Source organism: Streptomyces sp. NPDC102402, assembly GCF_044765765.1.
Classification (GTDB): Bacteria; Actinomycetota; Actinomycetes; order Streptomycetales; family Streptomycetaceae; genus Streptomyces.
In genome coordinates this window covers 196,197-217,203 of sequence record NZ_JBIWKR010000011.1, presented here as the reverse complement: position 1 = coordinate 217,203, position 21,007 = coordinate 196,197, and the positions used below count along the sequence as shown (strand labels likewise).

Annotated in this window: 12 protein-coding genes; 7 read left to right on the top strand and 5 right to left on the bottom strand. The window is 72.2% G+C overall.

What is annotated here, in order from left to right; all coding sequences use genetic code 11:
• Nucleotides 1-9 precede the first annotated feature (9 nt).
• From ACIRJR_RS27920 to fxsT, 6 genes are all read left to right on the top strand, one after another.
• Nucleotides 10-1,044 (top strand): AAA family ATPase, encoded by a 1,035-nt coding sequence (locus ACIRJR_RS27920; RefSeq protein WP_403785578.1) that lies wholly within the window; start codon nt 10-12, stop codon nt 1,042-1,044.
• 7 nt (nt 1,045-1,051) lie between these two features.
• On the top strand, nt 1,052-4,486 hold the full coding sequence (locus ACIRJR_RS27915; protein ID WP_403785575.1) for an SAV_2336 N-terminal domain-related protein: 3,435 nt from the start codon (nt 1,052-1,054) through the stop codon (nt 4,484-4,486).
• A gap of 112 nt (nt 4,487-4,598) precedes the next feature.
• On the top strand, nt 4,599-4,802 hold the full coding sequence (gene fxsA, locus ACIRJR_RS27910; RefSeq protein WP_403785573.1) for an FxSxx-COOH cyclophane-containing RiPP peptide: 204 nt from the start codon (nt 4,599-4,601) through the stop codon (nt 4,800-4,802).
• Nucleotides 4,803-4,839: 37 nt separating this feature from the next.
• The gene (locus ACIRJR_RS27905; protein ID WP_403785570.1) at nt 4,840-6,066 is read left to right on the top strand and encodes an FxsB family cyclophane-forming radical SAM/SPASM peptide maturase; all 1,227 of its coding nucleotides are present in this window, start codon (nt 4,840-4,842) and stop codon (nt 6,064-6,066) included.
• Entirely contained in the window at nt 6,063-7,448 is a 1,386-nt protein-coding gene (locus tag ACIRJR_RS27900; RefSeq protein ID WP_403785567.1) for an aKG-HExxH-type peptide beta-hydroxylase, read from the top strand. The genes ACIRJR_RS27905 and ACIRJR_RS27900 overlap by 4 nt, the downstream gene beginning before the upstream one ends.
• Before the next feature lie 91 nt (nt 7,449-7,539).
• A complete protein-coding gene (gene fxsT / locus ACIRJR_RS27895; RefSeq protein WP_403785564.1) occupies nt 7,540-10,533 on the top strand; it encodes an FxSxx-COOH system tetratricopeptide repeat protein in 2,994 nt (997 codons plus the stop codon).
• A gap of 100 nt (nt 10,534-10,633) precedes the next feature.
• Here the strand turns inward: fxsT and ACIRJR_RS27890 are convergent, their stop codons facing one another.
• The 5 genes from ACIRJR_RS27890 to ACIRJR_RS27870 all read right to left on the bottom strand — a co-directional run bounded on the left by ACIRJR_RS27890 (nt 10,634) and on the right by ACIRJR_RS27870 (nt 18,365).
• On the bottom strand, nt 10,634-14,452 hold the full coding sequence (locus ACIRJR_RS27890; RefSeq protein WP_403785562.1) for a multifunctional oxoglutarate decarboxylase/oxoglutarate dehydrogenase thiamine pyrophosphate-binding subunit/dihydrolipoyllysine-residue succinyltransferase subunit: 3,819 nt from the start codon (nt 14,450-14,452) through the stop codon (nt 10,634-10,636).
• 259 nt (nt 14,453-14,711) lie between these two features.
• Entirely contained in the window at nt 14,712-15,788 is a 1,077-nt protein-coding gene (locus ACIRJR_RS27885; RefSeq protein ID WP_403785558.1) for an ATP-binding protein, read from the bottom strand.
• Nucleotides 15,785-16,522 carry a response regulator transcription factor gene (locus ACIRJR_RS27880; protein WP_014154105.1) on the bottom strand — a complete coding sequence of 246 codons (738 nt, stop codon included), beginning with the start codon at nt 16,520-16,522 and terminating at the stop codon, nt 15,785-15,787. Before ACIRJR_RS27880 ends, ACIRJR_RS27885 begins: the two co-directional genes overlap by 4 nt.
• A gap of 232 nt (nt 16,523-16,754) precedes the next feature.
• Nucleotides 16,755-17,438 carry a spermidine synthase gene (locus tag ACIRJR_RS27875; protein WP_403785555.1) on the bottom strand — a complete coding sequence of 228 codons (684 nt, stop codon included), beginning with the start codon at nt 17,436-17,438 and terminating at the stop codon, nt 16,755-16,757.
• Between the two features lie 87 nt (nt 17,439-17,525).
• Nucleotides 17,526-18,365, bottom strand: a complete 840-nt coding sequence (locus ACIRJR_RS27870; protein ID WP_403785553.1) for a nucleotidyltransferase domain-containing protein — start codon at nt 18,363-18,365, stop codon at nt 17,526-17,528.
• 129 nt (nt 18,366-18,494) lie between these two features.
• Here ACIRJR_RS27870 and lon point away from each other — a divergent pair, with 129 nt between their 5' ends.
• A complete protein-coding gene (gene lon / locus ACIRJR_RS27865; RefSeq protein ID WP_403785550.1) occupies nt 18,495-20,927 on the top strand; it encodes an endopeptidase La in 2,433 nt (810 codons plus the stop codon).
• Nucleotides 20,928-21,007: the final 80 nt, after the last annotated feature.

Genomic DNA, 21,007 nt, shown 5'->3' with positions numbered 1-21,007 from the left:
AGGAACGCCATGAGTGAACCGAGCGAGTGGCTCATCTACCGAGGGGCCGGCGAACCGCACGAGGGGATCGGGCGCCTGCCCTCCCCGCCGCCCTGGCGGGACTTCGCGAACCGTGCCGGCCCACCGCCCGGCGGAGCCGAGGAGGCCGACGGCTCCGCGGACCGGCGGCTGGGCAGCCACCGGCATCTGGCCGAGCTGCACCGGCCGGGCGCCGAGGAGCTGGAGATGATCAACGCCGCGCTCTACCTCAGACGCCCACTGCTCGTCACCGGGAGCCCAGGTGCGGGGAAGAGCACCCTGGCGCACTCGGTGGCCCACGAGCTCGGCCTCGGCAAGGTGCTGCGCTGGCCGGTGGTCAGCCGCTCCACCCTGCTCGACGGGCTGTACCGCTACGACGCCATCGCACGGCTCCAGGACGTACAGATCGCCGCACACGGGGCAGCCGGGGCGCAGGCCGGGGAGGGCCCCGCGGACGACATCGGGAGCTACATCAGGCTCGGCCCGCTCGGCACCGCGCTGCTGCCGTCCGACCGGCCGCGAGTGCTGCTCATCGACGAGCTCGACAAGAGCGACATCGACCTGCCCAACGACCTGCTCAACGTGCTGGAGGAGGGCGAGTTCGCCATCCCCGAGCTGGAGCGCATCAGCGACAGGCTGCCCGACGGGGAGGCCCGCGTCCTGGACGACGACGGCAACAAGGCGGTGATCAGGGGAGGCAGGGTCCAGTGCACGTCCTTCCCCTTCGTCGTCCTCACCAGCAACGGCGAGCGTGACTTCCCCGCTCCGCTCATGAGGCGCTGCATCCACCTGGAGCTCGGCCGCCCCGACCACCAGCGACTGGCCACCTTCGTGCGCGCGCACCTCGGTGACGAGGCGGCGCGCTCCGGGGACGATCTCATCAGCCACTTCCTGGAGCGCTCGCGCGGCGAACTCCTCGCGACGGACCAGCTGCTGAACGCCGTCTACCTCACCGACGTGACCGCGCCCTCGGGCCGCGACAGGCTCGCCGACCTGCTCATCCAGCGACTCGACCGGCCGAGGTGAACGGCTGATGCCCGATGCCGCGGCACGGCACGGACCGGGCGGCCCCCAGGACGCGCCCACCCCCCGTAACGGAGGACCGGACGAGCCGGGGGCCGGCGGGAGCGGGCTGCTGCCCGCGTTCGTCGCCAGGCTGCGCGGGGCCGGGCTCGACCCCGACGCGGAACAGATCTGCGACGTCCTCTGGCTCGCCCGGCAGACAGCCGGCGCGGACGCACCGGAGGCGCCGGCCACCCCTGGTCCGCTGCCGGACCGCACCGCCGAGGCCCTCGGGAGCGTCAGCACCCACGGCAAGGACGAGCGCCCGGCACCCCCCGGCCCGGACCCGTCCGCTCCCGACCAGGACACGGACGGAGAGCCGGACGGTCCGCCGCCCGCGGACCCGCGCGTCGCTCTCTACCCGGTCCCGTACACCACCGGCGTGCCCGGCCGGTCCGGCGGCGCACTCCGGTCCGGCCTGGGGAGTGCCACGGTGCTCCCTCTCGGGGTGCCCGCCGCGCAGTCGCTCCCGGACCTGCTGGAACTGCAGCGCGCGCTGCGCCCGTTGCAGCGCTACCGGACGGGGGCCCCGCCCCGGCGCAGCACCCTGGACGAGTCGGCGACGGCGGAGCTCAGCGCCCGGACGGGCGGGCTGGTCATTCCGGTGTTCCGAGGGGTGTCCCGAGCCGACGCGCTTCTTCAGTGCGTCATGGACGCCTCGTCCTCGATGCGTGTCTGGGACCGCATGTTCACCGAACTCCAGTCGATATTCGCCCAGCTGGGAGCCTTCAGGGACGTACAGGTGCGCTATCTGCACGAGGGCCCTGACGGGGCGCCGGCGGTGAGCCGGAGTGCCGATCCGGCCGCCGCCCCCCTGCACTCCGCGGACCGGCTCAGCGATCCCACGGGCCGCCGTGTCACCGTGGTGGTCAGCGACTGCACCGGGCCCGTCTGGCGCAACGGGCAGGCGCACCGGCTCCTGCACCACCTCACCCGGCAGACCCCCACCGCCGTACTGCAGCCACTGCCGCAGCGACTGTGGAACCGCACCAGACTGCCCGTCAGCTACGGCGTCCTGTCGCGCGGCGACGGCATCGGCGGGGCCGCCACGCTCAGGGTGACCGATGAGTCCGGGGCGCTCCTGCCGGGACACGACGGGTCGCTGGCCGTTCCCGTGCTGCCGCCCGTCGCGGGTGCGCTGGCCGGCTGGGCCAGGCTGCTCTCCGGCACCGGTGCGGGACGGATCTACGGTGCCGTCGCCCGGGTGCGCGCGGACCAGCCGGCGGCCCCCGCGCCACGAGGCGGCGCCCGGCCGTCCTCGCTCCAGCTGGTCAGCCGGTTCCGTTCGTCGGCCTCCCCGGCCGCCGGGCAGCTGGCGGTCTACCTCGCCGCCGCACCGCTCTGCCTCCCCGTGATGCAACTGGTGCAGCGGACCATGCTGCCGGACTCGGGCCCCTCCGAGCTTGCCGAGGTCCTGCTGAGCGGGCTGCTGACCCGCACCGGGGTCGACGCGGCGGAACAGGGGCAGTGGTACGCGATCGAACCGGGTGTCCAGGAGGCACTGCTCGGCTCGCTGGGCCGGGACGAGGCCAAGCTCGTGCTCAAGCACTGCTCGGAGTACATCGAGCAGCGTTTCGGGAGGGCGGGACCCAACTTCCCGGCCCTGGCCCTGGCCCAGCTCGGCGACGGCAGGTACAGCGCACCGTCGTACCCCGCCGGCCCGCCTTACCAGGACGAGGCGGACGACCCCGGGGCCGGTGGAATCGAAACGGACACGCCGGGCGGTGCGCCGACTCCGCCCCAGGTCCCGCACCCCTTCGCCGAGGTCGCCGCCCAGGTGCTGAAGCGCTTCATGCCGCTGCCCGACCGCTTCGCCCGACCCGACGGTACGCAGGGCTCCCGGCGCCCCGACCCCGCGGGGGCCACCGCCGTCGCCGCCGCACGCGACCTCGTGCGTCAGTTCGAGTCCGACGGCATGGTGCAGTATCTGATCGACGCGGTCCAGATGCTGCGCGGAGCCACCGGCCGGGAGCGGTCCGAACCCGGCCCCGCCCTGTGGGCCGAGTACGCGCGCTGCCTGCTCCGCCTCTGGGAGGTGCGGGGCGGCGACGAGTTGCTGCACGAGGCCGAGCGCGCCGCCGAGCGTGCCGCGGGCCACCCCGGAGCCGTGGCCGAACGGGCGGTCCTGGCCAGAGTTCTGCACGTTGCCGCCGACGACCGGCGGCGCCGCGGTGACCGCCGCGGCGCCCTGGAACTGCTGCGCCGAGCGGATCGCGAGTACACGGTGGCCTGCGCGGACCCGGACCTGGACCCGGGAAGCGCGTTGCGCCTCACCCTGGAGCGGGTGCGCGCCCTGGAGGCGCAATGGCGGTTGGGAGGTGACCCCGCGCTGCTGCAGGCGGCCGTCGGCATGCTGGAGGCCTTCGCCGACGTGTGGCCCGACCAGGAGGACCGTCCCTCGCCCCTGGTCCTGGCCCATGGGCGGGTCCTGCTGCGGCTGGCCGGTGCGACCAGCGACGCCGAGCAGTCCCGGGTGTACGCCCGCCAGTCGGCGCGGTCGCTGCGCACGGCGTTCGAGGCCGGCGCCGCCCAGCACACCGGCGACACCCGGACACGGGTCCTGCTGGACCTGGTGGACGCCCTGCTGGGCTGCGGAGGAGATCCGGAGGAAGCGTCGAACCTGGTCGGACAGGCCCTGGAGGCGGTGCACGACCAGCGCATGCGGGCCCCGCTCCGGGCGAGGGCGGGCCGGATCCGCGTCGCACGCCACGAGCACACCGGCGACCCGTCGGAACTGGTCCTGGCCGCGGCATGGTTCGAGCGCGCCGCGCGCAGCGTCCCGAGGGACTCCCGGGACCACGCCGACCTGCTCGCCGAGTGGGGCAGCGCCCTGCTGAGGCGCGCCGGACTGCCCGACGGCGACCGCTACATCGGCGACGCCGTCCGGGTCCTGCGCGACTGCCGTACGGAGACCGCCGGCGGCAGCCCGCGCCAGGCGGGCCGGCTGCTGATGCTCGGCAGGGCCCTGATGCTTCGCCACCGGGCCACCGGCGACCCCGTGGACCTGCGCGAGGCCGAGCACCTCTTCGATCTCGCCGCGAGGGAGGCCCGCGATCCGCTGACCGAGGCGGAGTGCAGGCTGGAACTGGGGCGGTCCCATCTCGACGCCTACCACAGCCTCGGCAGGTCCACCCGTCTCGACGAGGCGGCGGAGGCCTTCCGCACGGCCTCCGAGGCCGCCAGGGCCGCGGAAGAGGAGCTTGAGGTTCCACAACTGATCGGACAAGCAGTGGAATTGGCTGCTACAGCCAACCACTGGCGGGGTATGACCTATGAAGAGGCGGGGCGTCCCAGGGCCGCGCGCGACGCGTACCGGGCGGCCCGTCTCGAATGGCGCAAACTGCCGGACGCGGGCGGCCCGGCGGGCGAGTCGACGGACCGTCGGCTGGAGGCGCTGGAGCGATGAGCGTTCGACGGGGAACGCCGACGGGCACGCTCAGTACCACTTGTGTCAGGGCCGTGCGCTCACGAGCGAGCGCACGGTGGTGAGCCGGGTACGACGTCGACGGGGAGTCGCGATGAGTCAGTCCGCGCGCGAAGGCGGAGCAGATGCACCACGGGAGCCGTACGCAGGGGGCGAGCCGTTGCCCGACCTGCTGCAACTGGACCTCGAAACCCTCCGGACGATGGACCACCCGGTCCTCGCCTCGGTGGTCGCGGACCTGCGGTGCCGGGCGGGAGCGCCGCAGGAAACGCTGTGGGGCTTCACCAGCGCGCTGTGACCGGCCCCGCGGGCGACAGCACTTCGAGGGGGCCGGAGTGTCCGGATCGGAGAGGACGACCCCTGCGACGGTGCCGCCCGCCGGTCCGGTGACCCCCGTTCCCTTCGGGCAGTTCATCATCAAGGTGCACGGCCGCTGCAATCTCGCGTGCCGCTACTGCTACCTCTACGAGGGCCCGGACAACACCTGGCGGGACCGTCCGGGCCCCGCGTCCGACGCCGTGCTGGACCGCGCCGCCGCACGTGTCGCCGAACACGCCGCCACGCATCGCCTCAAGCGGATCTCGCTCGTCCTGCACGGTGGCGAACCCCTCCTCGCGGGAGTGGACCGGCTGGGCGCCCTCGCCGGCCTGGTCCGCGAACGGGTCCCGGACCCCTGCACCGTCAGCACCACCCTCCAGACCAACGCCACGCTCCTCACCGACGCGCGCGCCGCGACCCTGGCCGGGCACGGCATACGCGTCGGCATCAGCCTCGACGGAGGCCTCGCCGCCCACAACTCCCGCCGTACCGACCACGCCGGACGCCCTTCCTGGCCCGCGGCCTCGCGAGGCGCCCGGCTGCTCGCCGCCCGCCACCCCGACGCCTACGCCGGCATCCTCACCGTCGTCGACCCGGACACCGACCCGGTCGAGGTGTACGAGTCGCTGCTCGCCCTGCGGCCCCCGGCCGTCGACCTGCTGCTCCCGCACGGCAACTGGACCACCCCGCCGCCCGGTCTGTCCGACCGGGTCAGGGACGAGGGGGCGGGCCCCGGTGCGGCGGCTCCCCGCCCGGCCCCGTACGGGGACTGGCTGTGCGCCGTCTTCGACCGCTGGTGGCGGGCCGGACGCCGGGAGACCCGGGTGCGCCTCTTCGAGGAGTGCCTGGCCCTCCTGCTGGGCCTGCCCGCCGCCACCGAGTCCCTCGGACTCGACCCCGTCAACGCCGTCGTGGTGGAGACCGACGGAAGCATCGAACAGGTCGACTCCCTCAAGTCCGCCTACGACACGGCCGCGGAGACCGGGCTCGACGTCTTCCGCCACAGCTTCGACGAGGCGCTGAGCCACCCCGGCATCGCCGCCCGTCAGGCAGGCGCGGGCGCGCTCGCCCCCGCGTGCCGCGCCTGCCCGCTGCTCGGTGTCTGCGGCGGCGGGCACTACGCCCACCGCTACCGCGCCGGACACGGCTTCGTGAACCCGTCCGTCTACTGCGCCGACCTCGAACGGCTGATCCGCCACATCGCGGCCCGGCTGGCCGACGCCGTCACAGGAGACGGGCCGTGACCCCCGCCCTCTCCGACCGCGAACTGCGCGCGCTGGGCCGTACCGAGGGTGACGCCCACGCCCTCGGGCTTCTGGTGCACGACCAGGACACGCGCCGCTTCCTCCTCCTGCGGGCCCTGTTCGACGCCGCCGACCAGGCCCCGGACGCGGTCTGCCCACCTGCCCTGCGCCACCGCCTCCGTGACGACTGGGCGCTGCTGGAGGCGGCCGAGCGCGCCGACCGCGCCGCCGCCCGCTCCGTGCTGCTCCACCCGCTGGTGGGCCCCTGGGGCCGGCGCTGCCTGTCCGGCCTCGGCGCCGGCGCGACCACCCCGCAACTCCTGGCCGATATGGCCCACTTCGGGGCGATCGCCGCCGCGGCCGCGATCCGGGCGCGGATGCCGTTCACCATCCGGCTCACCGTGCGCGGCAGCACACTCCCGCTGCCCACCCTGGGGGCTCTGCGAACCGGCCGCGGCCAGGTCGACCTGAGTCACGCGGACGGGGTGTTGGCCGTGCGGAGCGAGGGCGGGACGGACATCGTGGTGCGCCCCGTGACCGACGGCCGCCACCCCCACGACCCGCGGTGGCGGCCCGTCCACGTGCTGCCGCCCCTGGTGCCCGGCGCGGCGCCGGTCCCCCTCGACGACTTCGATCCCCATCGCACGGCGGACGGCGGCCCGGGAGCCCACGGCCTGAGCGGCGCCGTGCGCCTCGACGACCGGGCCCGGGCGGGCTGGGCGGAGTCATGGGCGGGGGTCGCCGACCGGCTCCGCGCCGGGGGCGGTCACCGGCTCACCGAAGCGGCGGTCCTGCTCCGTTGCCTGGTTCCGCTCGCCCCGCCACCCGGCTCCGGACGGACGGGCGGGAGCGCGTCGCACTGCAGCGGCACCCGCCGCGAGGCGTTCGGCGCCGTGCTCAGCAGCCGCCCCGGCACCTCCGGGTACTTCGCCTCCACGCTCGTGCACGAGTTGCAGCACACCAAGCTGGCCGCGCTCACCGCCCTCGTACCGCTGCACCACGAGGGCCCGGAGGCACGGCACTTCGCGCCCTGGCGCCCCGACCCCCGGCCGTTCGACGGCCTGCTGCAGGGCGCCGTGTCGCACGCCGCCCTCGCCGGCTACTGGCAGCGGTGCGCGCTGGCCGCGGAGAGCGCGGGGGAGCGGGACCTGGCCTGGACCGAGCACGCCCGCTGCCATGAACAGGTGGGCGCCGTACTGCCGGTCCTGGCCGGATCGGGCGGGCTGACGCGGGAGGGACGCGTGGTCGTCAACGAGTTGATCAGCCTCTACCACCGTCTGGCGGAATCTCCGGCTCCCACGGGGCACCAGGCCCGCGCGAGGGCCTACGTGGGTACGGCCCGGGTGATATGGCAGCAGAGGAACGGCTCCGGGCAGCTGTGAAGAACCGCGCCCGCCGGGCAGGAACGCGAGGTTCCCGCAAGGTCGCCGGTGTATGTTGACAAGGCTTGTAACGATGCAGGGAGACGGTTGAATGCCCGTACCAGATAAGCACGTTGGGGCGGCCGGAGCACATTCCGTCACCATCAGTTTCGCGGGGTTCAACCGGGCCTGGGCCACCTGGATCGGGGACTGCCTCGAACGGCGCGGGGTGCGGGTCGGCTACCAGCGCTGGGACCCGCAGGCCGGGACCGCGCTGGAGGACGAGCTCCGGAACCTGATGCTCGCCCCCGGCCGGATCCTCGTCGTCCTCAGCGAGTGGTACTTCCAGCTCGGTCCCCGCAGCCAGGAGGAGTGGAACAGGGCGCTGCGCGCGGTGGTCGCCCCGGACCCGGGCCGCTTCGCCGCGGTCTCCGTCACCACCTCGGCCCTTCCCGGCGCCACTTCGGTCTTCGCCGCGGCCGACCTGACCAACACCGGCCAGGACGACGCCGAGCGGCGCCTGCTCGCCCACCTCGAACTGCCCGACGAGCCGCTGCCGCGGCCCGAAGGGGGGCGACCGGCACCGCGCTACCCGGCCGTCACCCCCGAGGTGTGGGGCGGGGTCCCGCGCCGCAACACGCGGTTCACGGGCCGCGAGGCCCTGCTCAGCAACGTCTACCGCACCCTCCAGGACGCGGGCCCCGGCGCCGGTGTCGTCACCGTGCACGGGATGTCCGGCGTCGGCAAGACCCAGCTGGCCGCGGAGTACGTCTACCGCTTCAACGCGGAGTACGACGTGGTCTGGTGGGTCCCGGCCGACCGGCGGGCCCTCTACCGCCAGAAGCTCGCCGAACTCGCCCCGGAGCTGGGCCTGAGCACCGGTGCCGAGTACGGGGAGCGGCTGCGCGCCGTGCGCGACGCCCTGCGGCGCGGCGAACCGCACTCCCGCTGGCTCCTCGTCGTGGACGGCGCCGACGAGCCGGACCAGATCAGCGACCTGGTGCCGAACGGACCGGGCCATGTGCTGATCACGTCGCGCAACACCGAGTGGGGCGAGTACAACAGCTCACTGATCAGGGTGCCCGAGTACGACCGGGGCGAGTCCGTCTCCTTCGTCCGCCGCCGGGCCCCGAGGCTCACCGAGACCGAGGCCGACGAACTGGCCGGGGCGCTCGGCGACCTCCCGCTGCTGCTCGACCAGACGGCCGGCTGGCTCAACGACTCCGACATGTCCGTACGGGAGTACATCCAGCTGCTCGACAACGGCATCGAGGGGGACGTGGTCAAGGTCTCCGCGGACTTCCCGCTGGCCTTCCAGACCGCCTGGTCGATACTGCTGAACCAGCTCAAGGAGACCGTCCCCGAGGCCGTCGACCTGCTCCGTCTGTGCAGCTTCTTCGCCCCCGGCTCCATCCCCGTACGGCTGCTCAAGGAGATGCCGCCCGGGGATGTCCCGGAGCAGCTCTCCCGCCTGATGAACGATCCGGTGCTGTGGAACCGGGCGGTCGGCCGGCTGAGGCAGTACTCCGTGGTCCGGCTGGAGTCGCACGAGTCGGGCACCGAGGACGCGTCCTCCGGAGAGTCGATCTACCTGCACCGGATGGTGCACAAGGTCCTCGGGCTCGACATGCGCGGACCCGACCGCGGGGAGTTCGTCGACGTCGTCCGCCGCGCACTGGCCGCCGCGGACCCCGGCCGTCCCATGGAGGCGCTCTTCTGGCCCGCGTACGCCGAGATCGTTCCGCACCTCAAGTGGGCAGAGGTCCTGGAGAGCACCGATCCGGCCGTCCAGAACCTGACCCTCAACTGTCTGCGCTACATGTACTGCTCGGGGGAGTACCGCGCGGGCATCAAGCTGGGTGAACGCGCCCTGGAGGCCTGGCGGGAGCTGCTCGGCGAGACCCACCCCCGCGTGTGGGACGTCAGCTACCACTACGCCAACCTCCTCAGGGCCGTCGGCGACTACGCGGTCACCGAGGCCATGGAGCGGGTCGTCGTCGACCATCTGCGCCAGGAGCGCGGACCGCAGGACCTCAACCACCTCAGGGCCGCGACCGGCCTCGCCGCGGACCTGCGGGGGCTCGGCCGCTACGACGAGGCACTGGAGCTGTCCACCTGGCTCCTCGTCGCCTACCGTGACCTGCTCGGCGACCAGGACTCACGCACCGTCAACGCCCAGAACAACCTGGCCGTCTCGCTGCGCCTGCTCGGACGGTACGAGGAGTCGAGGGACCTCAACCGGCGCACCCTGGAGGCCCGGCGCCTGCTCCTCAAGCCACGCCACCACTGGACCCTCCTCTCCGAGATCAGCTACACCACGGACCTGCGCCTCCTGGGCCGCTACGGCGAGGCGGAGTCCCTCCAGGCCCAGAGCGCCGAGCTCCACCGCACCACCCTGGGCAAGGACAATCCGCAGACACTGATCGCCGAGTACAACCTGGCGCTCTGCCGCTACCGCCGAGGCGACCGGGGCAGGGCAGGGACGGCGCTCACCAGCGTCCTGGAACGGGCCGAGCGGGTGCTCGGCGAGAGCGACCCCCTGACCCTCATGTTCTCGGCGGGCCAGAGCTGCTTCGCCCGCGAGCACGCGGACGTGGACCAGGCCAGGGCCATAAGCGACCGGGTCATGGACGGGTACCGGATGATGCTCGGCGAGGACCACCCGTACCTCGCCGGCATCCGCGCCAACCACGGGCTGATCCTGCGCAACGTCGGCGAGCGGGACCAGGCCCACCTGCTCATCGAGCACGCACTCGCCGACATGACCCGGGCGGTGGGGGAGCACCACCCCTGGACCCTGGGCTGCGCGATCAACGCCTCGGCGCTGCGCAACCTGGTCGGGGACCCGGAGGCCGCCGCCGAGCTCACCGAGTCCACGATGAACCGCGCCACCGAGGTCATGGGCCGCACCCACCCGCTGACCCTGTCCGCCAGGATCGCGTACGCGGCCGACCTGAGGGCGCTGCGGGACCGCACCCGGGCGGAGAAGATCGAGGGCGAGGCCCTGGGCGACCTGGCGTCGAGCCTCGGCGCGCAGCACGTGCACACCGTCTCCGCCCGCTCGCGCAACCGGCCCTTCTGGGACTTCGAGCCGCAGATGATCTGAGGCGGCGCGCACGACGGGTTACGGCGCCCCGTGACGCCGGAGGGCCCGGCCCCGCGAGACGCTCGCGGGGCCGGGCCCTCCGGTGACGTACAGCCGCTGATCAGGCCTCGAAGACCTCGGCGACCAGCTGAGCCTGCTCGGCCTGGTGGCGCTTGGCCGAGCCGACCGCCGGGGACGAGCCACGCGGACGCGAGATGCGGCGCAGGCGCTCACCGTGCGGCACATCGGCGCCGACGGCCAGGTCCAGGTGGTCGATCAGGTTGAGCGCGATGAACGGCCACGCACCCTGGTTCGCCGGCTCCTCCTGTGCCCACAGGTACTTCTCGGCGTTCGGGTACTTGGCGATCTCGGCCTGGATCTCGGCACCCGGCAGCGGGTACAGACGCTCCAGACGGATGATCGCCGTCTCCGTGTCACCACGCTTCTCGCGCTCGGCGTCGAGGTCGTAGTAGAGCTTGCCGGAGACGAAGACGACCTTGCGGACGGCTTCGGCCGCGACCGACTCGTCACCGATCACCGGGCGGAAGCCGCCGGTGGTGAACTCCTCCACCTTCGACGCGGCCGCCTTGAGGCGGAGCATCGACTTCGGGGTGAAGACGATCAGCGGCTTGTGGTGCGGGTTGTGCACCTGCCACCGCAGGAGGTGGAAGTAGTTCGACGGCAGCGTCGGCATCGCGACCGTCATGTTCTCCTGGGCGCACATCTGCAGGAAGCGCTCGGGGCGGGCGGACGAGTGGTCCGGGCCCTGGCCCTCGTAGCCGTGCGGGAGCAGCAGGGTGACGCCGGACGTCTGGCCCCACTTCTGCTCGGCGGAGGAGATGAACTCGTCCACGACGGTCTGGGCGCCGTTGACGAAGTCACCGAACTGCGCCTCCCAGATGACCAGGGACTCCGGGCGGGCCAGCGAGTAGCCGTACTCGAAGCCCATCGCCGCGTACTCGCTGAGGAGCGAGTCGTAGACGTTGTAACGGGCCTGGTCGTCGGAGAGGTAGAGCAGCGGGGTGTAGTCCTCGCCGGTCTTCTGGTCGACGAGCACCGCGTGACGCTGGCCGAAGGTGCCGCGGCGGGTGTCCTGGCCGGCGAGCCGGACCGGGGTGCCCTCCATCAGCAGCGAGCCGATGGCCAGGGTCTCGCCCATGCCCCAGTCGATCGTGCCGTTCTCCACCGAGGCGGCGCGGCGCTGCATCTGGGGCATCAGGCGCGGGTGCACCGTGATGCCGTCGGGGATGTTCACCTGCGACTCGGCGATCAGCTTCACGACCTCCGAGGAGATCGCGGTGCCCACCGAGACCGGGAACTCCGCCTGCACGTCCGGGACATGCGGCTGGGAGGGCGCCGAGGTGGCCTCGCGGACCTCCGCGAAGACCTTCTCCAGCTGGCCCTGGAAGTCCTGGAGCGCCTGCTCGGCCTCTTCCAGCGTGATGTCGCCGCGACCGATGAGGGACTCGGTGTAGAGCTTGCGCACCGAGCGCTTCTTGTCGATCAGGGTGTACATCTGCGGGTTGGTGAACTCCGGGTTGTCGCCCTCGTTGTGACCGCGGCGGCGGTAGCAGATGAGGTCGATCACGACGTCCTTGTTGAACGTCTGCCGGTACTCGAAGGCGAGGCGCGCGACGCGGACCACGGCCTCCGGGTCGTCGCCGTTGACGTGGATGATCGGCGCCTCGATCATGCGCGCCACGTCCGTGGCGTACATCGAGGAACGCGAGGACTCCGGGGCGGCGGTGAAGCCGACCTGGTTGTTGATCACCACGTGCACGGTGCCACCGGTGCGGTAGCCGCGCAGCTGCGACATGTTGAGCGTCTCGGCGACGACGCCCTGGCCCGCGAAGGCCGCGTCGCCGTGGAGCGCGACGGGCAGGACCGTGAAGTCCGTGCCGCCCTTGTTGATGATGTCCTGCTTGGCGCGCGCGATGCCCTCGAGGACCGGGTCGACCGCCTCCAGGTGCGAGGGGTTGGCGGCCAGCGAGACCTTGATCTGCTCGCCGTCCAGGCCGGTGAAGGTGCCCTCGGCGCCCAGGTGGTACTTGACGTCACCGGAGCCGTGCATCGACCGCGGGTCGAGGTTGCCCTCGAACTCCCGGAAGATCTGCGCGTACGACTTGCCGACGATGTTCGCCAGGACGTTCAGCCGGCCGCGGTGGGCCATGCCGATGACGACCTCGTCGAGGCGGGCCTCGGCGGCGGAGTCGATGACCGCGTCGAGCAGCGGGATGACGGACTCGCCGCCCTCCAGCGAGAACCGCTTCTGGCCGACGTACTTGGTCTGCAGGAACGTCTCGAACGCCTCGGCGGCGTTGAGGCGGCGCAGGATCCGCAGCTGCTCCTCGCGCTCCGGAGCGGGGCGCGGACGCTCCACCCGGTCCTGGAGCCACTTGCGCTCCTTCGGCTCCTGGATGTGCATGAACTCGATGCCGGTGGTGCGGCAGTACGACTCACGCAGGACGCCGAGGATGTCGCGGAGCTTCATCATCGTCTTGCCGGCGAAGCCGCCGACCGCGAAGTCCCGCTCCAGGTCCCACAGGGTGAGGCCGTGCTCGGTGATGTCCAGGTCGGGGTGCTTGCGCTGGCGGTACTCCAGCGGGTCGGTGTCGGCCATGACGTGGCCGCGGACCCGGTAGGAGTGGATCAGCTCGAAGACCCGCGCGGCCTTGGTGACGTCGTCGTCGTGCGAGGCGTCGATGTCCTTGAGCCAGCGCACCGGCTCGTAGGGGATGCGCAGCGCCTTGAAGATCTCGTCGTAGAACTCGTTCTCGCCGAGCAGCAGCTGGGACAGCACGCGCAGGAACTCGCCGGACGCGGCGCCCTGGATGACCCGGTGGTCGTACGTCGAGGTCAGGGTCATGACCTTCGAGATGCCGAGCTTGTTCAGGGTGTCCTGCGAGGTGCCCTGGAACTCCGCCGGGTAGTCCATCGCGCCGACGCCCATGATGAGGCCCTGTCCGGGCATCAGGCGGGGCACCGAGTGGACGGTGCCGATGCCGCCGGGGTTGGTCAGCGAGGCCGTGACGCCGGAGAAGTCGTCCATGCCGAGCTTGCCGACGCGCGCACGGCGGACGATGTCCTCGTAGGCCTGCCAGAACTCGAAGAAGTTGAGCGTCTCGGCCTTCTTGATGGCCGCGACGACCAGCTGGCGGTCGCCGTTCGGCTTCACCAGGTCGATGGCCAGACCGAGGTTGACGTGCTCCGGCTTGACCAGGGTCGGCTTGCCGTCCTTCACCGTGAAGGAGTGGTTCATCGACGGCATGGCCTTGAGGGCCTGCACCATCGCGTACCCGATGAGGTGCGTGAAGGAGATCTTCCCGCCGCGGGCGCGCTTGAGGTGGTTGTTGATGACGATGCGGTTGTCGAAGAGCAGCTTCACCGGCACGGCGCGCACGGACGTGGCCGTCGGCAGTTCCAGAGAGGCGTTCATGTTCTTCGCGACGGCGGCCGACGGGCCGCGCAGCGTGACGAACTCCGGGCCGCCCGGCGCCTCGGCGGGGGCGTCCTTCTTCGCGGCCGCCGGGGCGGCCTTGGCGGGCGCTGCCTTCGCGGGAGCGGCGGGAGCCTGCGCCGGAGCCGCCGGAGCGGCTGCCGCGGGCTTGGCCGGAGCAGCCGGGGGCGCGGCCGGGGCCTGAGCCGGGGCCTGCGCCGGAGCGGCGTTGTTCACGGTGTTCGCGGCGGTGGCGGCCGGGGCCGGGGTCACCGCTCCCGCGGATGCGGGGACGGGCTTGTCCGCCGTGCCGGACGTGCCCGGCTTGTAGTCGGCGAAGAAGTCCCACCAGGCGCGGTCGACCGAATTCGGGTCCTGGAGGTACTGCTGGTAGATCTCGTCGACGAGCCACTCATTGGGGCCGAACGCAGCCGCCGGGTTGGACCCGGAGCCTGCTTCCTGATCGGTCGAGATGCTCGAGTTACTGGGGGACTGAGACGACACGGCGGCAACCGCCCTCTTCCGCTTCACAAGGTGATGGACAGCGGAAATCAAGGCTACGCCTCCCCAGCCGTTACGTGCAGGCCGGGCCGGTCTTCGTCGTGCACATCACATCGGAAGCCGGGTTTCGGCGCATGAAATGGCGGGAAACAAGCAGGGTTCCGCTGCCCTTCGGGTACGCGAGGCCGCGCTACGGCCCCTTGGACCGTATCTCTTTCCCGGCCGGGAGGGAGAAACGGGGCCCTCCGCTTCGAACGCGGGGTCAATCGTGGGCGTGCTGGTTGCCCGGAAGGGTGACCTGGATGCGGCACCCGCGGGCGGATTCGGCCACTCCGATGCGACCGCCGTGCAGATCGACCGCCCAGCGGGCGATGGCAAGCCCCAGGCCCGTACCGCCGTCACTGCCGGGGCCGTGCGGAGACGGCGCCTGGCCGCGGTTGAAGCGTTCGAAGACCCGGTGGCGCTCGGCCTCCGGGATGCCGGGCCCCTCGTCGATGACCTCGAGCTCCAGCGACTCGGGATGCTCCCCGCGCCGCGCCAGCACCGTGACCCGGCCGTGCGGCGGACTGTGCTTGACGGCGTTGTCGATGAGATTGGCCACCACCTGGTGCAGGCGCTCCGCGTCCGCGTGCGCCGTCAGCTCGGGCGGTGACACATCGAGGTGCAGGTGGACGTCCGTGCGGGAGTGGTTGCCCGAACCGGAGGAGAGCCGGCGCTGCGAGGCGGCGAGATTCGCTTCCTTCAGCACGCCCGACAGGTACGGCCACACCTCGAAGCGGCGTGCCTTGATGGCCAGGACACCGTTGTCGAGCCGGGAGAGGTCCAGCAGCGTCTCCACCAGCCTGCCCAGACGCTCGGTCTGTTTCAGGGCCGTCCGCATCGTCTCGGGGTCCGCGGCGGACACCCCGTCCACGACGTTCTCCAGCACGGCTCTGAGGGCCGCGATCGGTGTGCGCAGCTCATGGGAGACGTTGGCCACCAGCTCCTTGCGGTGCCGGTCCTCCGCCTCCAGATCGTCCGCCATGCGATTGATCGTCTGCGCCAGGTCGCCGAGCTCGTCACGGCGCCCGGCGCCGCTCACCCGTCTCGTGTAGTCGCCGTGGGAGATCGAGCGCGCGACGGCGCGCATCTCGTCCAGCGGCGCGGTCAGACCGTGTGCCACGAACTGGGTGATCAGCAGGGTGGCGATCACCGAGAAGACCGTGATGAACCGGAACTCGGTCCTGGTCCGCAGTGCGACGATCAGCAGTCCGGTCGTGATGAACACGGAGACCACCACGAGCGTGCCCAGCTTGGCCTTGATCGAGAACGGTCGCAGTCCGGAGCCGGGCCGCGTCATGGCGCGGGAGTCTCCAGGGCGTAGCCGACGCCGTGCACGGTGCGGATCCGCTCGGCGCCGATCTTCCGGCGCAGAGCCTTGATGTGGCTGTCGACCGTGCGGGTCCCGGAGGCGTCCGCCCAGTCCCAGACCTCGGCCAGCAGCTGTTCCCGGGACAGCACCGCGCGCGGGGTGTTGGCCAGGCAGACCAGCAGGTCGAACTCGGTCGGGGTGAGGTGGACGTCGTCGGCGCGCACCCGGACACGGCGCTGCGCGTGGTCGATCTCCAGCTCTCCGAGACGCAGGATGCCGCTGCGCGGCGTCACCGCCGCCAGCGCGGCGCGCTCGACCCGGCGCAGCAGGACGTGCACCCGTGCGGCCAGCTCACGCATGGAGAACGGCTTGGTCATGTAGTCGTCGGCGCCGACCCCGAGCCCGACCAGCATGTCGGTCTCGTCGTCGCGTGCGGTCAGCATCAGCACCGGCACGGGGCGCTGGGCCTGCACGCGGCGGCAGACCTCCAGGCCGTCGAAGCCGGGAAGCATGATGTCGAGCACCATCAGGTCGGGCTGCCACGCCTCTGCCGCGTCCACGGCCGCGGGCCCGTCCAGTGCGGTCTGCACCAGGAAGCCCTCGGCCCGCAGCCGGGCGGAAATGGCGTCGACGATCGTCGCGTCGTCCTCGACCACCAGCACCCGGCGCTGAGCCCCGGGGGTGGCCGCGACGCCGTTGTGGGTGGTGTGTGTCTGTTCCATCGCCCCGCCCCTGCCCGTTCTCGCGGAGGCCATTCCCCCGGAGGCACGGTTATCGCTTGTGGATTTCGTCGGTGATCCCTTGTGCCGGTCAGCAGCGTAAAGGCAGAGGACGCCTCTCGGCTACGCAGGGTGTTGTCCGACGTGAAGGTGTTACCCGCGGAAAGGATACGGACCGGCGGAGTTGCGGCGCCCGGTCCGTGGCGGGACCGGGATGTGCATACCGGGTGGGGGTTCAGTCGCTCCGGAGTGCGAGATGGACCACGTCCGGCACACCTCGGGCAACGGCTACTTCTTCGGTCGTTACTGCGTGGAATCCGGCATTCCGCAAAGCTTCCCCGAACTCCGGGGACGGCTGCGCGGACCACACCGCGAGGACTCCACCGGGCGTCAGACGCTCCCTGCAGGCCGCGAGACCGGTGGGTGAGTAGAGGCTCCCGTTGTCCTCGGTCACGGTCCAGTCGGGGCCGTTGTCGATGTCCAGGCACAGTGCGTCGTAACGCTCCGTGGTCGTGTGGAGGTGGGCCACGAGGTCCGCGCGGAGGATCTCGGTGCGCGGATCGGCCAGCGCCGCCCCGGAGATCCGGCCGAGCGGTCCGCCGAGGTGCCAGTCCACGACGGCCTGCTCACGCTCCACGACCACGATCCGGCCCCAGCGCGGTTCGCCGGCGGCGCGTACGAGTGAGAACCCGACGCCGAGCCCGCCGATCAGCACCGACGGATCCGGCCGTCCCGCGGGCAGCGCGGCGAGCGCGGCGTCGATCAGCAGCCGCTCGGAGCGCCCGTCGGAGGTGTCCATCAGGAAGCAGCCGTTGGCGATGATCTCGAAGTCGTCACCGCGCTCGCGCAGGACGACTTCGCCGAAGGGGCCCTCGCGCCGGTCGAGGACGACGGGGCGGTGGGTGTCGGGGGCGGGCATGCGTTCGGTCTCCGGTCTTCGGGGGCGGGCTTCCGGCCCGCTATTTTTCCCCGCCGCCGGGCCGGGTGCCAGTGGATTGCGGGGGCCTCACCCCCCGGGGCGGGCGGCCTTGGTCCCGTGGGCGTCCGTGTACGCGGAGGCGAGCCATGGCCCCAGGTCGTCGATGAGCATGGCGAGTACGGCCGGGTCCGGCGAGGGCGTGCGGGCCGTGGCCGCTGCCGCCCGGACCTGCGCGACACGTTCCGGGTGATCCGGCTGGTAGCGCGCGAACAGTTCGGCGGACCGGTGCAGATCGCTCGTCCAGCCGCCCCAGACCGGCATGACCAGCGTGAACGCCGTCCGCACGACGCGGCGGGCGACGCGCCGGCTCAGCCGTGGACGCGCGTCGTCGGTGGTGGCTCCCGCGGCCTGCCCGCGCCACCGCGGGAGCACGGCCGCCAGGTCGCCGTTCGTGCCGCGGGCGAGCTGCGAGGTGGGGCGGTGGAGCGGCAGCCGGGTGGCGAGGTCCTCGCCCAGCAGCGGGGTGCAGAGGCACGCGACGAAGAAGCCGGAGTCGTCGCGCTCCGCCTCACTGAGCACGTCACCGGCGGTGGAGAGGAGCACGCCGACTCCGTCGATCACGGGAAAGGCGGCGTCCAGGGCGGCGCCGAGCTCCTCGGCCGCCTCCCTGTCCCCGTCGGTCGGTCCGTCGTGCAGGACCACCAGCAGGTCCAGGTCGGACACGCCGGGAATGGCCGTGCCCCTCGGGATGCTGCCGTAGAGGTAGGCGCTGTGGAGCCGCGCGCGGGCGAAGGCCTCGGCCAGGCGCTCACCGGTCGCCTCGACCACCGGGACGAAGGCCGGCTGGACGCGGTCGACGGCCCCCTCGCGCCGGATGCTCCCGTCGGCGGCGAGCCCTCTGTCCTCGGCGCCTTCCTTCTGGTCCATGGCGGGATCCTCGCAGGCGGGAGTCGTGCGAAGCGCTTGATCGCTGAGAGCGAACAGCGGCAGGGGAACATCCAGAGGCTCACAAGCATTGAGTCCACATAGCTCAACTTGCCTGCCGAAGGGGAGATCATGACTGCAGAGTCCAACGCGTCCAAGGCGTCCACGCCGATCGACCTGCCCGTGCTGCCGCTGGACGACGAGGTCGTGCTGCCCGGAATGGTGGTTCCGCTCGACCTGTCGGACGCGGAGGTGCGCGCAGCCGTGGAGGCCGCTCAGGCCGTCGCACGGCCCGGGAGCGGCAAGCCCGAGGTGCTGCTCGTGCCGCGTATCGACGGCAACTACACCGGGACGGGTGTCCTGGGCACCGTGGAGCAGGTCGGACGCCTGTCGGACGGCGATCCGGGCGCGCTCATCCGGGCCCGCGACCGGGTGCGGATCGGAGCGGGGACCAGTGGACCCGGCAACGCGCTATGGGTGGAGGGCACGCGGATCGACGTGTCGCTCCCCGATCCGCTGCCGGGCTCGGCCACCGAGCTCGCCAAGGAGTACAAGGCCCTCGCGACGAGCTGGCTGAAGAAGCGGGGCGCCTGGCAGGTGGTCGACCGGGTCCAGCAGATCGAGGACATCTCCGCCCTCGCCGACAACTCCGGCTACTCGCCCTTCCTCACCACCGCGCAGAAGGTCCAGCTGCTGGAGACCGTGGACGCGGTCGCCCGTCTGAAGCTGGCCGTCCAGTGGCTCGGTGAGCACCTCGCCGAGCAGGATGTCGCCGAGTCCATCGCCAAGGACGTCCAGGAGGGCGTCGACAAGCAGCAGCGCGAATTCCTGCTGAGGCGCCAGCTCGACGCCGTGCGCAAGGAGCTCTCCGAACTCAACGGCGACCCGGAGGACGAGTCCGACGACTACCGGGCCCGCGTCGAGGCCGCCGACCTGCCCCAGCACGTCCGCGAGGCCGCGCTGAAGGAGGTCGAGAAGCTGGAACGCGCCTCCGACCAGAGCCCCGAGGGCTCCTGGATCCGGACCTGGCTGGACACCGTCCTCGAACTCCCCTGGACCGAGCGGACCGAGGACGCCTACGACATCAAGGGCGCCCAGGAGATCCTGGACGCCGAGCACGCCGGGCTCCAGGACGTGAAGGAACGCATCACCGAATACCTCGCGGTACGCAAGCGGCGTGCCGGCCGGGGACTCGGCGTGGTCGGCGGCCGGCGCGGCGGCGCCGTGCTGGCGCTGGTCGGTCCGCCCGGTGTGGGCAAGACCTCGCTCGGCGAGAGCGTCGCCCACGCCATGGGCCGCAAGTTCGTCCGGGTCGCGCTCGGCGGTGTCAGGGACGAGGCGGAGATCAGGGGGCACCGGCGTACGTACGTCGGCGCGCTCCCGGGGCGCATCGTCCGGGCCGTCAAGGAAGCCGGCTCCATGAACCCGGTCGTCCTGCTCGACGAGATCGACAAGGTCGGATCGGACTTCCGGGGCGACCCCGCGGCCGCCCTGCTCGAAGTGCTCGACCCCGCGCAGAACCACACCTTCCGGGACCACTACCTGGAGGTCGAACTCGACCTCAGCGACGTGGTGTTCCTGGCCACGGCCAACGTCGTCGAATCCATTCCGGAGGCCCTGCTCGACCGCATGGAGCTGGTCACCCTGGACGGCTACACCGAGGACGAGAAGGTCGTCATCGCCCGTGACCACCTGCTCCCGCGTCAGCTGGAACGCGCGGGTCTGGAGGAGGACGAGGTCGGCCTCGACGAGTCCGCGCTGCGCAAGCTGGCGGGGGAGTACACCAGGGAGGCCGGGGTGCGGAACCTGGAACGGGCCGTCGCCCGGCTGCTCCGCAAGGTCGCGGCCCAGCACGAGCTGGGTGAGCGGGAGCTCCCGGCCACGGTGTCCGAGGAGGACCTGAGGGGCCTGATCGGCCGGCCGCACCACGTGCCGGAGTCCGCGCAGGACCCGGCCGGGCGGCGGACCGCCGTACCGGGTGTGGCCACCGGGCTCGCGGTGACCGGAGCCGGCGGCGACGTGCTGTTCGTCGAGGCGTCGCTCGCCGATCCGGAGACCGGGGCGTCCGGGCTGACGCTGACGGGCCAGCTCGGCGACGTGATGAAGGAGTCCGCACAGATCGCCCTGAGCTTCCTGCGCTCGCACGGCGCGGAACTGGAGCTTCCGGTGGCCGACCTCAAGGACCGGGGCGTGCACATCCACTTCCCGGCGGGCGCGGTCCCGAAGGACGGCCCGAGCGCGGGGATCACCCTGACGACCGCGCTGGCCTCGCTGCTCTCCGGACGGCTGGTCCGTACGGACGTCGCGATGACCGGTGAGGTGTCGCTGACCGGACGGGTGCTGCCGATCGGAGGCCTGAAGCAGAAGCTGCTCGCGGCCCACCGCGCGGGCGTCACCACCGTGGTGATCCCCCAGCGCAACGAGGCCGATCTGGACGACGTCCCGGCCGAGGTCCTCGACGCCCTGGAGGTCCACCCGGTGACCGATGTCCGCCAGGTGCTGGAGATCGCGCTCGCCCCGGCCTCGGCCAGGGCGACGCGGGACAGGCTCCCGGCCGCCGCGTAGGCGTTACGCAGTGACGGGCGTGGCTCCACGTCCGCGGCCGGTACGGACGGCCCGCCCTCCCCGGAGGGCGGGCCGTTCCG